We start from the raw sequence: 15,328 nt of genomic DNA on the forward strand, positions 1-15,328 counted from the left end.
ACATCGAGAGGAGGTGCAGCGAAGCAAACCGGAGGCGATGCCCCCGGATGAATCCCGCAGCGAAGGAACCCGAGCCTAAGCGAGGGCCGTACGCCGGGGCCAAGCCTTTTGCTTACTTTTCGGCGTCTGGAAAAGTGAGTCGCTGTAAGAGCGAAACCGCCAGCGGCAGCCCCCGCAGCAACGGATATTCACACAGACCCCAATAGCCTGGTCGGCCCAGAGGCCGCCAAGGCCAAACCCTCAAACAACATCAACCCCGACATGAATCGCATCATGCCGCCAAAACTCCAGATCACAATCAATCAACCGCTCATGCTGATCATAATTGACCCGAGCAATCCTCAACCCCGGGCTCCCGACAGAAACACGCAACGCCGCCGCTGCATCCACCGACAATGAAGTCGGCACAATCTCGAACCGCACCCGCCCATAGTGCAAATCGTAATGCCGCGCATACAACTCGGTGATCGACTGATTCAAATCAAACCCCAGAATCCCCGGGAAAAACTGCGGATTCAGATAGTGCTCCACATACAACACCAGCCGCCCGTCAATCCGCCGTGACCGGCAAATCTGAATCACGCTGGACAGCGCCGGCAACTGCAACCACTCACACACCGCCGCCGAGGCCGGTTGCAGGCGCGCCGAAATCACCTCGGTCGACGGCACCCGCCCCTGCGCACTGACCATCGCGTGAAAGTGACTGCGCTGCATCAGGTTGTACGCCAGGCGCGGCGGCGAAACGAACCAGCCACGCCGCTCCTCACGATAAATCTGCCCTTGCGCCTCCAGTTGCAACAACGCCTCGCGCACCGTAATCCGCGTCGTACCAAACAACTCACTGAGCTTGCGCTCGGCCGGCAACTTGCTGCCGGGCGCGAGAAGTCCGTGGTCGAGTTGCTCCTGCAACACCTGGCCAATGGCTGTCACCGCTTTTGTTGCCTCATCGCGCATCAACGTTACCTATCTGGACTAGACCAGCACTGTTTCGGGGCAAAACCTGGCGGCCAATGAACCGTTTCCGCGTGTGGAAAGCCTAGGCAGTGCAGATGACCGAAAGATGACAAAGCTGCCGAACGGTCGTACTCACGGCTTGCAATACATCGGCCAAGTCCCTTGCCGGCCGGGCCTTTGAGCCTGGTCTACGCTTACGGGGCAGTCACCGATCAAGCGCAATTAAAACGCCTGAAGCAGGGCCGCCGACATCAAAGTGTCATCCAGCCCCCTTAAATTGGCTCAGGTATTGCTGACCTAGACCAACACAAACCGCAATCGCAGCGTTGAACACGACCAAGGAGCTTCGGAATGAAACAGCTTTTCCTGGCAACACTGTTAGGCTCGACCATTGCAATGTGCACCGCCGCCATGGCGGCCGACACCGACCTCAAAACCCTCGAAGCCGCTGCGAAAGCGGAAGGCGCCGTCAACAGCGTCGGCATGCCCGATGACTGGGCCAACTGGAAAGGCACCTGGGAAGACCTGGCCAAGACCTACGGCCTGAAACACATCGACACCGACATGAGCTCGGCCCAGGAAATCGCCAAGTTCGCCGCTGAAAAGGACAACGCCACCGCCGACATCGGCGACGTCGGTGCCGCCTTCGGCCCGATCGCGGTCAAGCAAGGCGTGGTGCAACCGTACAAGCCAAGCACCTGGGAGCAGATTCCGGCATGGGCCAAGGACAAGGACGGCAACTGGGCGCTGGCCTACACCGGCACCATCGCCTTCATCGTCAACAAAAAGCTGCTGCACGGCTCCGAAGTACCGACCAAATGGGCTGACCTCAAGGGCGGCAAATACAAGGTTTCGATCGGTGACGTGAGCACCGCCGCGCAAGCCGCCAACGGTGTACTGGCCGCGGCCCTGGCCAACGGCGGCGACGAGAAGAACCTCCAGCCGGCCCTGCTGCTGTTTGCAGACATCGCCAAGCAGGGTCGCCTGTCGATGGCCAACCCGACCATCGCCACCATGGAAAAAGGCGAGATCGAAGTCGGTGTGGTCTGGGACTTCAACGGCCTGAGCTACAAGGCCAAGATGGCCAACCCGGATGACTACGTGGTGCTGATCCCGTCCGACGGCTCGGTGATCTCCGGCTACACCACCATCATCAACAAGTACGCGAAAAACCCGAACGCCGCCAAGCTGACCCGCGAATACATCTTCAGCGACGCCGGCCAGACCAACCTGGCGCGCGGCAACGCCCGTCCGATCCGCGCCGAGCACCTGCAACTGCCGGAAGACGTGAAAGCCAAGCTGCTGCCGAACGAGCAGTACAAGAAGGTCACGCCGATCAAGGACGCCGACGCGTGGGAAAAAACCTCCAAGGCCCTGCCGCAGAAGTGGAACGAAGAAGTCATCGTCGAGATGAAGTGATGGCTTGACCCACTGTTTGATCCGACAAAGATCCCTGTGGGAGCGAGCTTGCTCGCGAATGCGGTTATTCATTCAGCATTGATGATGGCTGACATGACGCCTTCGCGAGCAAGCTCGCTCCCACAAGGGATTGAGTTGATTCCGGAATATTTGAATTTCGCGGAGTTGTTGCCCCTATGAAACACAACGTCATCCTTGTCGTGCTCGACGGCCTCAACTACGAGGTCGCACGTCACGCCATGGGGCATCTGCAGGCTTATGTTGGCGCAGGACGCGCCGCGCTCTACCAGTTGGAGTGCGAGCTGCCGGCCCTGTCCCGACCGCTTTACGAATGCATCCTCACCGGCGTACCGCCAATCGACAGCGGTATTGTCCACAACGATGTCTCGCGCCTGTCCAACCAGCGCAGCATCTACCACTACGCCCGCGACGCCGGCCTGAAGACCGCCGCTGCGGCCTATCACTGGGTCAGCGAGCTGTACAACCGCTCGCCATTCGTGGCCGCCCGCGACCGTCACACCGACGATCCGGCGCTGCCGATCCAGCACGGACATTTCTACTGGAATGACCACTATCCGGATTCACACCTGTTCGCCGACGCGGAAAACCTGCGCCTGCGCCATGCGCCGAACTTCCTGCTGATCCACCCGATGAACATCGACGATGCCGGCCACAAGCACGGCCTCGACACCCCGCAATACCGCAACAGCGCCCGCTTCGCCGACATCATCCTGGCCGACTACCTGCAAGGCTGGCTCGATGCCGGCTATCAAGTGCTGGTGACTGCCGACCACGGCATGAACAACGACCGCTCGCACAACGGCCTGCTGCCGGAAGAACGCCAAGTGCCGCTGTTCGTCCTTGGTAACGCCTTCAGCCTCAACACTGACGCCGCACCGAAACAGATCGACATTTGCGGCACGGTCTGCGAACTGCTCGGCGTGCCCCACGACAAACCTGTGTGCCGGGAGCTGCTCAAGTGAATGCCATGACTCGCGGCAAATGGCTCGCGGCCCTGTGTCTGGTGCCCTTCGCCCTGTTCTTTATCGTGTTCGAAATCGCCCCGCTGGTCTGGGTGATGATCAACAGCCTGCAGTCGGAAGAGTTCGGCTGGGGCTTCGCCAACTTCAGCAAGATCTTCAGCTCGAAGTTCTATTTGCAGGCGATCCAGTACAGCCTCGAGATCAGCTTCTGGTCGAGCGTGTTCGGCATCATCATCGCCGTGCTCGGTGCGTATTCCCTGCGCCGGGTCGATTCGAAACTGCGCAACTTCGTGAATGCCTTCGCCAACATGACCAGCAACTTCGCCGGCGTGCCCCTGGCCTTTGCGTTCATCATTCTGCTCGGGTTCAACGGCAGCATCACCCTCATGCTCAAGCAGGCCGGAATCATCGAGGATTTCAACCTGTACTCGAAAACCGGCCTGATCATCCTCTACACCTATTTCCAGATCCCGCTCGGCGTGCTGCTGCTCTACCCGGCCTTCGACGCCCTGCGTGAAGACTGGCGCGAATCCGCCGCGCTGCTCGGCGCCAACGGCTGGCAGTTCTGGCGCCACATCGGCTTGCCGGTACTGACCCCGGCCCTGCTCGGCACCTTCGTGATCCTGCTGGCCAACGCCCTCGGCGCCTACGCCACGGTGTATGCGCTGACGACAGGCAACTTCAACGTACTGCCGATCCGAATTGCGGCGATGGTCTCCGGTGACATTTCCCTCGACCCGAATCTGGCCAGCGCCCTGGCCGTGGTGCTGGTAGCGCTGATGACCATCGTCACCGTCGTGCATCAACTGCTGTTGAAGAGGAGCTACCATGTCTCGCGCTGAATCCGGCCCGGCCGGCGTCTACCACCGCGTCGTGGTTTATCTGCTGTTCGCGATCCTGTTGCTGCCGCTGGTTGGCACGCTGATCTACTCGATCGCCAGCAGCTGGTCGGCGACTATCCTGCCCAGCGGCTTCACCTTCAAGTGGTACCTGCAGTTGTGGAGCGATCCACGCTTCCTGCACGCTTTCGGCCAATCGTTGCTGGTGTGCGTCGGCGCGTTGGTGCTGTCGGTGGTGCTGATTCTGCCGCTATTGTTCGTGGTGCATTACCACTTCCCGAAACTCGATGCGCTGATGAACATCCTGATCCTGCTGCCCTTCGCAGTGCCGCCGGTGGTGTCGTCGGTGGGGCTGTTGCAGCTCTACGGTTCCGGACCGCTGGCGATGGTCGGCACGCCATGGATCCTGATCGGTTGCTACTTCACCGTGGCGCTGCCGTTCATGTACCGCGCGATCACCAACAACCTGCAGGCGATCAACCTGCGCGACCTGATGGACGCCGCACAACTGCTCGGCGCCAGCACCTTTCAGGCGGCCTTCCTGGTGGTGCTGCCGAACCTGCGCAAAGGTCTGATGGTCGCGTTGCTGTTGTCGTTCTCGTTCCTGTTCGGTGAATTCGTGTTCGCCAACATTCTCGTCGGCACACGCTACGAAACCCTGCAGGTTTACCTGAACAACATGCGCAATAGCAGCGGTCACTTCACCAGTGCGCTGGTGATCTCGTATTTCTTTTTCGTGCTGGTCCTGACCTGGATCGCCAACATCTTGAACAAGGACAAAAGCGAATGAGCTATGTCAGCGTCCAGAACCTGAAGAAAAACTACGCGGGCACCACGGTGTTCAGCGACATCAATTGCGAAATCAACAAGGGCGAATTCGTCACCCTGCTCGGCCCGTCGGGTTGCGGCAAGTCCACGCTGCTGCGCTGCATTGCCGGCCTGACGCCGGTGGATGGCGGCAAGATCCTCCTTGATAACGTCGACATCGTGCCACTGAGCCCACAAAAACGCGGGATCGGCATGGTGTTCCAGAGCTACGCGCTATTCCCCAACATGACCGTCGAGCAGAACGTTGCCTTCGGTCTGCGCATGCAGAAGGTCAATGCCGACGACAGCCATAAACGCGTTGCCGAAGTGTTGAGACTGGTTGAACTGCACGACTTCGCCAGCCGCTATCCGCACCAGCTCTCCGGCGGTCAGTGCCAACGTGTCGCCCTCGCCCGTTCGCTGGTGACCCGCCCGCGTTTACTGCTGCTGGATGAGCCGCTGTCGGCCCTTGATGCACGAATTCGTAAACACCTGCGTGAACAGATCCGCCAGATCCAGCGCGAACTCGGCCTGACCACAATCTTCGTCACCCACGATCAGGAAGAAGCGCTGACCATGTCTGACCGGATTTTCCTGATGAACCAAGGGAAAATCGTCCAGAGCGGCGACGCCGAAACCCTGTACACCGCGCCGGTCGATCTGTTCGCCGCCGGCTTCATCGGCAACTACAACCTGCTCGACGCCGAGAGTGCCTCGAAACTGCTGCAACGGCCGATCAACCACCGCATCGCGATTCGCCCGGAAGCCATCGAATTGAGCCTCAACGGCGAACTGGATGCGCAGATCCGCAGCCACAGCCTGCTCGGCAACGTCATCCGCTACCGGGTCGAGGCGCGCGGCGTGGAACTGGTGGTGGACGTGCTCAACCGCTCGGCGGCGGATCTGCACCCCGACGGTCAGCGCCTGGCGCTTTCCATCGATCCGACAGCCCTGTGTGAAGTCGCTTGAAAGCAGCTGCAAGCTTCGAGCTACAAGCCTCAAGCTGTAGACTGCGGCGAACCTGATTCCCATTCTTGCAGCTCGAAGCAAGTAGCTCGCAGCTGTTCTCGGAGAGAACCGATGGCTTTGGCAATTTTTGATCTGGACGAAACCCTGATCCACGGCGACTGCGCCACCCTCTGGAGCGAACAGATGGGTCGCCTGGGCTGGGTCGATCCCGAGTCGTTCATGCGCAAGAACAACGAACTGATGGACGCCTACAGCCATGGCAAATTGCGCATGGAAGAGTACATGGCGTTCAGCCTCGAGCCGCTGATCGGTCGCCCCCCGGAAGAGGTCGAGCATCTGGTCGGTCCGTGGGTGGAAGACTTCATCGAACCAATCATTTTCAGCGACGCGACCAAAACCATTGCCGCCCATCGCAAGGCCGGCGACCGGATCCTGGTGATCTCGGCCTCGGGCACGCACCTGGTCAAACCGATTGCCGAACGTCTGGGCATCGACGAGATTCTGGGCATCGAACTGGACGTCGCCCATGGCGTTTACAGCGGTCAGACCGTCGGCACCCTGACCTACCGCGAAGGCAAGATCACCCGCTTGCTGGAATGGCTGGATGCCGAGGAAGAGAACCTCGAGGGCGCAAGCTTCTACTCCGACTCACGCAATGATCTGCCGTTGCTGCTGAAGGTGGATTTCCCGCACGTGGTCAATCCGGATCCGGTGTTGCTGGAACATGCCGAAAAGGCCGGTTGGCCGATCCATCTGTGGAAATGACAAAGATTTAATCTGCACAGGCAGGCTGATATTCCAAACCTGAGTTCGACCCGATGCATCAGGTCGATGTAGCCCAGCAGAACAACCCGGTCAGTCCCCTCTCCCTTTGGGAGAGGGTTAGGGTGAGGGGCTTTTCCCTGCTGTCAGCTCAGACTTTCGTCAATCACCAACACCAATTTCCCGGAAACCATATTACTCGCTAACTCCGCAAACGCCGCCTCGGCATCCTTCACCGGGAAAGCCTTGGCCAACTGCGGACTCAAGCGCCCCTCTGCAAACAACGGCCACACCTGCTGGCCCAGATCACTCAACAAATCCGCCTTGAACTGATCATCGCGACTGCGCAACGTCGAGCCCAGCAGTTGCACACGCTTGGCCAAGACCTGCGCCAGATCCAGTTTTGCCTCACGGCCGCCCATCAAACCGATCAATACCCAGCGCCCATCCAGCGCCATCAGCTTGAGGTTGAGCGCCGAGTAGTTGCCTCCTACCGGATCGAGAATCACATCGAACGGGCCGAAATCGCGCAGGCTTTCCAGATCGTCGGTACGCACGACCCCGCCCTGGGCCCCCAGCGCCTCACAGTAAGCCAGCCGCTCGGCAGAACCGACACTGACCCAGCACGGATTGCCAAAGGCTTTGCACAGCTGAATGGCGGCTGAACCGATTCCACTGGCGCCAGCGTGCAAGAGAACTTTCTCACCCGGCTTGAGCGCCGCAAGTTGAAACACATTCAGCCAGACTGTTGCATAAACCTCAGGCAATGCGGCGGCCTCGATCAACGACACGCCTTCGGGCACGGGCAGCACATGCCGTCCGTCGACGACCACCTCTTCGGCCATCCCGCCCCCGGCCAACAAGGCGCAAACCCGATCGCCGACCTGCCACGAACTGCCCGCGCCGACCTCGCTGATCACCCCCGAGCACTCAAGGCCGAGCACTTGGCTGGCGCCAGGCGGTGGCGGATAGAGCCCGGCTTTTTGTAATAAATCGGCGCGATTGAGGCCGGCTGCCGCCACGCGGATGCGGACTTGTCCTACATCACATGTAGGACTCGGCTCTTCAACCCATGCCACTTGACCTTCAACGCCTTGCAATGCCTTCACAGTGCCTCCATAGTGAGTCTGGACTGAGCCCGAAGCTGTAGCGCCGGGCTTTTTGCATTATGCGACCGGCTCTCGTAGAACCGGCGACTTCAAAGACGGCCTAATATGCGTTATCAATTGTCCCCGCGTCGAATCAGCATGAAGCATTTGCTCCCCAGCACCGCCCTCGCTCTTTTCATCGGTATCGGTTTGTTGCCGGTGTCGGGCACCACATTCGCAGCCAACAGCTGGGACAAGTTGCAGCCTGATCGCGATGAAGTCATCGCCAGCCTGAACGTCGTCGAGTTGCTCAAGCGTCACCACTACAGCAAGCCGCCGCTTGACGATGCGCGCTCGGTGATCATCTACGACAGCTACATCAAGCTGCTGGATCCGTCGCGCAGCTACTTCATGGCCAGCGATATCGCCGAATTCGACAAGTGGAAGACCCAGTTCGACGACTTCCTGAAAAGCGGCGACCTCAACGCCGGGTTCACCATCTACAAGCGCTATCTGGACCGCGTCAAGGCGCGTCTGGACTTCGCCCTTGCCGAGCTGAACAAAGGCGTCGACAAGATGGACTTCACCACCAAGGAAACCTTGCTGATCGATCGCAAGGACGCCCCTTGGCTCAAATCCACCGCCGAACTCGACGACCTGTGGCGCAAACGCGTCAAGGACGAAGTCCTGCGGATGAAGATCGCCGGCAAAGAGCCGAAGCAGATTCAGGAAACCCTGACCAAGCGCTACAAGAACCAGTTGGCGCGCCTGGACCAGACCCGTCCGGAAGACATCTTCCAGGCGTACATCAACACCTTCGCCATGTCGTACGATCCGCACACCAACTATCTGTCGCCGGATAACGCGGAAAACTTCGACATCAACATGAGCTTGTCCCTCGAGGGCATCGGTGCCGTGTTGCAGAGCGACAACGACCAGGTGAAAGTCGTGCGTCTGGTGCCGGCAGGCCCGGCCGACAAGACCAAACAGGTTGCCCCGGCCGACAAGATCATCGGCGTTGCCCAGGGCAACAAAGAAATGGTCGACGTGGTCGGCTGGCGTCTGGACGAAGTGGTCAAACTGATCCGTGGCCCGAAAGGCACTGTGGTCCGCCTGGAAGTGATTCCGGCGAGCAATGCGCCGAACGACCAGACCACCAAGATCGTGTCGATCACCCGTGAAGCGGTGAAGCTCGAAGATCAGGCGGTGAAGAAGTCCATCCTCAACCTGAAACAGGACGGCAAGGACTACAAGCTCGGCGTCATCGAGATCCCGGCCTTCTACCTCGACTTCAAGGCGTTCCGTGCCGGTGACCCGGATTACAAGAGCACCACCCGTGACGTCAAGAAACTGCTGACCGAACTGCAGAAAGACAAAGTCGACGGCGTGGTCATCGACCTGCGCAATAACGGCGGCGGTTCCCTGCAGGAAGCCACCGAGCTGACCAGCCTGTTCATCGACAAGGGCCCGACCGTGCTCGTGCGTAACGCCGATGGCCGTGTCGATGTGCTCGAAGATGAAAACCCGGGCGCGTTCTACAAAGGCCCGATGGCGTTGCTGGTCAACCGCCTGTCCGCCTCGGCTTCGGAGATCTTCGCCGGCGCCATGCAGGACTACCATCGTGCGCTGATCATCGGTGGCCAGACCTTCGGCAAGGGCACCGTGCAGACCATCCAGCCGCTGAACCATGGCGAGCTGAAACTGACCCTGGCCAAGTTCTACCGAGTGTCCGGTCAAAGCACCCAGCATCAGGGCGTCCTGCCGGACATCGACTACCCGTCGCTGATCGACACCAAGGAAATCGGCGAGAGCGCCCTGCCGGAAGCCATGCCGTGGGACACCATCCGCGCGGCGATCAAACCGGCGGCCGATCCGTTCAAACCGTTTCTGGCCCAGCTCAAGTCCGAGCATGACACCCGCACCGCCAAGGATGCCGAGTTCGTGTTCATCCGTGACAAGCTGGCGCTGGCGCAGAAACTGATGGAAGAGAAAACCGTCAGTCTCAATGAAGCCGAGCGTCGTGCCCAGCACACCGACATCGACGCCAAGCAACTGGCCATGGAAAACATCCGTCGCAAGGCCAAAGGCGAAGAACCGCTCAAAGAGCTGAAGAAAGAAGACGAAGACGCCATCGCGGCTGCCGACCCGGACAAGGTCAAACCGGAAGACGATGCCTACCTGAGCGAAACCGGGCGCGTGCTGCTGGATTACCTGAAGCTGAGCAATCAGGTGGCCAAGAAGTAAGGTGATGGCAATTTAATGGTGATGATCCCGGGATCGTCATCAAACAGTCATCATTCTGTCGTGCAATAAAGGACTGGGAGCCACTCTCTTCATCGAGAGCGCTCCCAGTCCTTTTTTTATCGCCAGAGATTGCCATGACCACGACCGAACAGCTGAGTGCCTTGAGCTCGATCTTGAGTCAAAGCGGCTTACACAGCCTGTTCCAGCCAATCATCTGCCTCTCTGAGCGACGCATACTCGGTTACGAAGCCCTCACCCGTGGCCCGTCCAACAGTCCGCTGCACTCACCCATTGCCCTGTTCGCCGTGGCGCGTCAGGCCGGGCGCCTGAGCGAATTGGAGATTGCCTGCCGACAATCGGCCTGCCGCCGTTTCAATGAGCAGCAACTGCCGGGCAAACTGTTTCTCAACGTCTCGCCAGAGTCGCTGCTCGAAGCTGCCCATCAACCGGGGCGCACCCTGCAGTTGCTACAAGACTTCGGTATTCCGCCGAGCCAGGTTGTGATCGAACTGACCGAGCAGACACCAATCGATGACTTCCAGTTACTGCAAACCGCGCTGCATCACTACCGGGCGATGGGCTTTTCGATTGCGCTGGATGATCTCGGTGCCGGCTACTCCAGCCTGCGCCTGTGGTCGGAGCTGCGTCCGGATTACGTGAAAATCGACCGCCACTTCATCGACGGCATTCATCAGGATGCGTTGAAACGGGAGTTCGTCGGTTCGATCCTGCAGATCGCCAAAGCCTCACGCGCGCAGGTGATTGCTGAAGGCATCGAACTGCCAGAGGAGTTGGCAGTGTTGACCGAAATGGGCGTGGATCTGGTGCAAGGATACTTGCTTGGTCGCCCACAAGAGCACCCGCCCCGCGACGCCCGTGCGATGATGCCCAAACATGACAGCAGCACCGTCGCGCTGAACGACGAAGGCAGCGACCTCAGCGCCCTGCTCAACGACCAACCGGCTGTGGGGCGCGACACGCCAACCGCTACGGTACTGGAAGCGTTTCGCCGTCAGGCCAATCTGAACTCGCTGGCCGTGCTTGACGAACAAGGCCAGCCGTGCGGCATCGTCCACCGCCATTCCTTGTCCGATGCCCTGCTCAAACCCTTCGCCACCGACCTGTTCGCGCGCAAACCGATCAGCCGCCTGATGAACGACGACTTCCTCGCCGTGGAAATGAGCCAGTCGCTGCAACAGGTCAGCCGCCTGATCACCAGCCGTGCTCGCCAGCGCATCGAAGAAGACTTCATCATTACCCTCAACGGCAGCTACCTCGGCCTCGGTCGGGTGATCGACGTGCTCAAACTGATCACCGAACTGAAGATCCAGCAGGCCCGCTACGCCAACCCGCTGACCCTGCTGCCCGGCAATGTACCGATCCAGCAATGCCTGACCCGTCTGCTGCAACAGGGCCGCGAATCGGTCATCTGCTACGTCGACATCGACAGCTTCAAACCCTTCAACGACATCTACGGCTACGGCCGCGGCGACGAAGTACTGCTATGCCTGGCGCAATGCCTGAACGAACGCGTCGACCCGTCCCGCGACTTCGTCGGCCACATCGGCGGCGACGACTTCCTCCTCGTCCTCGGCCCGGAAGACTGGCGCAAACGCCTCAACCAGTTGCTCGACGATTTCCAGAGCCAATGCCGCCGCTTCTATCGCCCCGAACACCTCGACGCCGGCTACTTCATCGCCCCGAATCGCCAGGGAATACGGCAGGAGTTTCCGCTGTTGTCATTGTCCATCGGCGTGGTACACCTGCATCCCGAAGCCTGCGCACAACTGGACGCCAGTCAACTCGCGGAAATGGCTTCGCAGGCGAAGCATCATGCGAAAAATGTTCCGGGGTATAGCGTGCATGTGATTGATAGCCTAACTTCCACCGACCTCCATCCCCCACAACTAATCGGTCAGCGCTGATTCCCCAAACAACAGAACTCCCTGTGGGAGCGGGCTTGCCCGCGAAGGGGTCAGTTGAATTAGCCCAGTTTTTCGGCCTTACCCCATATCTGAATCATCGACGTGATATTTCAATAAACAACTCAACAAAACCTGCATGAACTGACGCTGATCCTCTACGTCATCGTCAAAATAAGTTGTGATTCTTGTAAACACCTCATCAAAGCTATCACCAGCTTCCAAGTAGTACTTCAGTGTGTCGATACACCACTCGCGCTCACCAACACTATAGGATAGAAACTCAGGCTTCATAAGAATATCAAACAGCTCAGCAAGCTCTTGCTTATCATTGACGTTCTTCGAGACGATGATTTTTTCACGAGCATCATCATGAGTATTTTCTATATCAAATAGAAAAAGCAGACCACGCAAAACAAAATATTCAGGCTTACGTTTCAATTCACAAACTCCGTATAAGAGGTTATAGGCTCAGCTGCCTTATTGAGAATTACTACCGCATGTGTTTGCTGTCCATAAACGACTCCTCCCCTCTTGTACCCCTCGCCAACAACCTTACCCATATTTATAGGTTCTTTGGAGGCAAGTTGGCCATTTCGTCTGAAAACAAGCTGAGCACGATGTATGGCATTAAGTTGATCTCGATAACTAAAAAAGTGAGTAGCGGCACTGGGTATTTTGGGCTGCCCTGCTCGTCTCCCATTGCTATAAACCTCAATAACTCCAGTTGTGGGATTTCTTCCCGTCATTGAGCGTTCTTGCTGAGAAGCTAACGTGGTCTGTTTGCCATGTTTCTCTAAGAAGTGCGCGTCTTGTGTGGCTTTCTCCATTTCAACCAAACGCCGATGAGCATTTTCTTCTGCCACCTCATCAAGCCTCGCCCGCCGCTCCTGCGCCGTCATCTTTGGCAGCGAAGGCGCTCCCTCTTCGACGACCACGCGACCGGCCTCGTACCGCATTGGACGTCGTGGCTCCGGCGGCGGGCAACTGCAGCTCAACCCCAACGGATCCACCCACCGCGTCGGATTCGGCACGTACTGGTACTGATTCAACCCTCCGGCCAGCTTCACCGGATCGGGCGTCAGATACCGCCCCAGCCGCGGGTCGTAATACCGGTGCCGGTTGTAATGCAGTCCGCTCTCCGCATCGAAATACTGCCCCTGAAACCGCAGCGGCTGGTCCAGGTAGTCCTCGCCGGCCAGGGTGATCGCCGCGACTTTGCCGTAGGCGTCGTATTGCGCCGACCAGACGATTTCGCCGCTGTAGTCGGTCAGTTCCTGCGGCGTGCCGAGGTGGTCGAGCTGGTAGTAAAACGGGCAGGCCTTTTTCGGGCCTTTGCCGTCGAGCAGCGCCAGCGGGCGGAAGGTGCCCGGTTCGTAGACGTAGCTGCGGTGCTGGGTTTTGCTGCTTTCGGCGACGAGGTGGTCGCCTTGCCAGAAGTACTCGGTGCTGACGCCGTCGACGGTTTTGCGGATGCGTCGGCCGAAGGCGTCGTAGCGATAACTGGCGGTTTTGCCGTCGGGGCGGGTCAGGCCGATCAGGCGGTGCTGGCTGTCGTAGCGGTATTCGGTGACCAATTGCTGGTCGCGGCCACGGCGTTCGCGGATCAGGTTGCCAAAGGCGTCGTAGTCGTAATGGCGGTCGCCCTGCATCAGCAGGCGGTTGCCCCTGATTTGTGTCGGGCCGGGGCGGTCCTGCATCAGCAGGTTGCCGGCCGGGTCGTGGGCGAAGGTTTCCGGCAGTTCGTCGCGCGAGTGGCGCACGCGGATCAGCCGGTCGAGGGCGTCGTAACCGTAGGTGCGCTGGCCGTGGCGGCTGTCGGCAATGTGCTCGAGGTTGCCGTTGGCGCTGTAGGCATAATCGCGGCGGTACAGCGAAGCGTGCTGATGGCCTACAGCGTGGGCGAGTAAACGGCCCTGGTCGTCGTAGGCATATTCGCTGAGCAGCAGGCCTTGCTGGCGTTGTTGTTCGCGACCGGACTGGTAGACGTGGCGGGTCAGCGATGCGCCGTTGAGGTCGATGGCGGTGAGCGCGCCGCCCTTGGCATAGTGAAAGTCGAGCTTGCTGTTGTCCGGCAGGCGCTGGCGCTTGAGCTGACCGCAGGCGTCGTAGGCGTAACGCAGGGTGCCCCAGCCCTGATGCTCGGTGATCAGCCGATCCTGCAGGTCGTATTCGAAGGCCAGCGGATGTTTTTGCCCGTCATCGACGCCTACCAGACGCCCGAGGCGGTCGTAGCGGTATTCGACCTTGACCCCGTCGGGCAGGGTCTTGATCAGCAGGCGGCCGGCGGTATCGCGCTCGTAAGCCGTGACCCACGTCGAACCGTCATCGCCGAACTCGGTCTTTTCCAGCAGATGCCCGTTGAGGTCATAGGCATACGCCGTACGGCGGCCGTCGAAGCCGGTTTCCTGTCGGATCAATCCGGTGGACGTGTAGTCCAGGCGGTATGTTTCGCCGGACTCGTTCTCGATCTCGGTGAGCAACAACTGCGCATGGTCGTAGCGGTACTGCACCCGCGTGCCGTCGGGGTTGATCTTGCGCGAGACCAGGTGCAGGTCATCGTCATACTCGTAGCGGGTGATGCGCCCGAGTTCGTCACGCTCGGCGGTGACCTGACCGTAGGCGCCGTAGCTGTAGGCGCGGGTGGCACCGGTAGGCGCCGTCGTCTGAACCAGCCGGCCCAATGCATCCCACTGCCGACGCGTAACAGCGCCATGTTCGTCGCACGTGGTGGTCCGTCGCCCCAGCGCATCGTAGGAAAAGCGCCGCACGCCGCCGTCGGGCAAGGTTTCTTCAACAAGCTGGCCGAGGTCGTTCCAGACCCGCACATGGCGGCTGCTGTCCGGGTAACGGATCGACAGCAACCGCCCACGGGCGTCGTAGTGGTAATGGGTGACATGGCCGTCAGGATCGACCGCCTCGGTGACATCGCCCTGGGCATTGCGCCGCCAGGTCCACACCGCCTCGCCCCGTGCACGGCTGTGCAGGAAACCGTTACGGTATTCGTAGGACGTCGGCTCATCGTCCGGCGCAAGCAGCGCCACCAGCCGTCCGGCCTCGTCGTAGCGGTATTCGGTGATCGCACCTAACGCATCTTGCTCGGCGACCAAGCGCCCCGAGGAGTCGTAGGCCTTGAGCTGTTCGCCACCGTTGGCCTCGACCTTGCGCACCAGGCGTGCGCGGTCATCGTGGACGTAGGTTTCCTCGGTGCCATCAACGTAGTGCACCGCCACGCTGCCGTCGTCATTCCAGACATAGCGCGTGTCCACCTGCGAGAACGACGCCCAGTGGCGCACGCAGCGGGCCGCCTTGCCGGACCGCTCCCACTCCCAGAAGAAACT

12 protein-coding genes are annotated in these 15,328 nt (G+C 59.8%); 8 read left to right on the forward strand and 4 right to left on the reverse strand.

Features of this window, described 5'->3' with window-relative positions; all coding sequences use genetic code 11:
* Window positions 1-240: 240 nt before the first annotated feature.
* Entirely contained in the window at window positions 241-954 is a 714-nt protein-coding gene (locus DBR24_RS28120) for a UTRA domain-containing protein (RefSeq protein ID WP_128616330.1), read from the reverse strand.
* A 351-nt stretch (window positions 955-1,305) separates the two neighbouring features.
* Here DBR24_RS28120 and DBR24_RS28125 point away from each other — a divergent pair, with 351 nt between their 5' ends.
* From DBR24_RS28125 to DBR24_RS28150, 6 genes are all read left to right on the forward strand, one after another.
* A complete protein-coding gene (locus DBR24_RS28125) occupies window positions 1,306-2,373 on the forward strand; it encodes an ABC transporter substrate-binding protein (protein WP_123467429.1) in 1,068 nt (355 codons plus the stop codon).
* A 176-nt stretch (window positions 2,374-2,549) separates the two neighbouring features.
* On the forward strand, window positions 2,550-3,356 hold the full coding sequence (locus DBR24_RS28130) for an alkaline phosphatase family protein (protein WP_123467431.1): 807 nt from the start codon (window positions 2,550-2,552) through the stop codon (window positions 3,354-3,356).
* A gap of 5 nt (window positions 3,357-3,361) precedes the next feature.
* Window positions 3,362-4,198, forward strand: a complete 837-nt coding sequence (locus DBR24_RS28135) for an ABC transporter permease subunit (protein WP_177490697.1) — start codon at window positions 3,362-3,364, stop codon at window positions 4,196-4,198.
* Complete coding sequence (locus DBR24_RS28140) at window positions 4,185-4,985, forward strand: ABC transporter permease (protein WP_007965346.1); 801 nt, start codon at window positions 4,185-4,187, stop codon at window positions 4,983-4,985. The genes DBR24_RS28135 and DBR24_RS28140 overlap by 14 nt, the downstream gene beginning before the upstream one ends.
* A complete protein-coding gene (locus DBR24_RS28145) occupies window positions 4,982-5,971 on the forward strand; it encodes an ABC transporter ATP-binding protein (protein ID WP_128616331.1) in 990 nt (329 codons plus the stop codon). Before DBR24_RS28140 ends, DBR24_RS28145 begins: the two co-directional genes overlap by 4 nt.
* A 111-nt stretch (window positions 5,972-6,082) precedes the next feature.
* Window positions 6,083-6,736: an HAD family phosphatase gene (locus DBR24_RS28150; RefSeq protein ID WP_128616332.1), complete on the forward strand. Its 654-nt coding sequence runs from the start codon at window positions 6,083-6,085 to the stop codon at window positions 6,734-6,736.
* 143 nt (window positions 6,737-6,879) lie between these two features.
* Here the strand turns inward: DBR24_RS28150 and DBR24_RS28155 are convergent, their stop codons facing one another.
* Window positions 6,880-7,842: a zinc-binding dehydrogenase gene (locus DBR24_RS28155; RefSeq protein WP_128616333.1), complete on the reverse strand. Its 963-nt coding sequence runs from the start codon at window positions 7,840-7,842 to the stop codon at window positions 6,880-6,882.
* Between the two features lie 138 nt (window positions 7,843-7,980).
* On the opposite strand from DBR24_RS28155, the gene DBR24_RS28160 reads away from it, so the two are divergent.
* Both DBR24_RS28160 and DBR24_RS28165 read left to right on the forward strand, forming a co-directional pair.
* Window positions 7,981-10,065 carry a carboxy terminal-processing peptidase gene (locus tag DBR24_RS28160; RefSeq protein ID WP_177490696.1) on the forward strand — a complete coding sequence of 695 codons (2,085 nt, stop codon included), beginning with the start codon at window positions 7,981-7,983 and terminating at the stop codon, window positions 10,063-10,065.
* Between the two features lie 134 nt (window positions 10,066-10,199).
* Entirely contained in the window at window positions 10,200-11,990 is a 1,791-nt protein-coding gene (locus DBR24_RS28165; RefSeq protein ID WP_128616335.1) for a bifunctional diguanylate cyclase/phosphodiesterase, read from the forward strand.
* A 78-nt stretch (window positions 11,991-12,068) separates the two neighbouring features.
* Here DBR24_RS28165 and DBR24_RS28170 read toward each other — a convergent pair whose 3' ends face one another.
* On the reverse strand, window positions 12,069-12,428 hold the full coding sequence (locus DBR24_RS28170) for a hypothetical protein (protein ID WP_128616336.1): 360 nt from the start codon (window positions 12,426-12,428) through the stop codon (window positions 12,069-12,071).
* Window positions 12,425-15,328: RHS repeat-associated core domain-containing protein (locus DBR24_RS28175; protein WP_146189136.1), on the reverse strand; the 2,904-nt coding region annotated here is incomplete at its 5' end. The genes DBR24_RS28170 and DBR24_RS28175, both read right to left, overlap by 4 nt.

Origin of the sequence: Pseudomonas sp. HMWF006 (genome assembly GCF_003061205.1) — a bacterium.
GTDB lineage: Bacteria > Pseudomonadota > Gammaproteobacteria > Pseudomonadales > Pseudomonadaceae > Aquipseudomonas > Aquipseudomonas monsensis.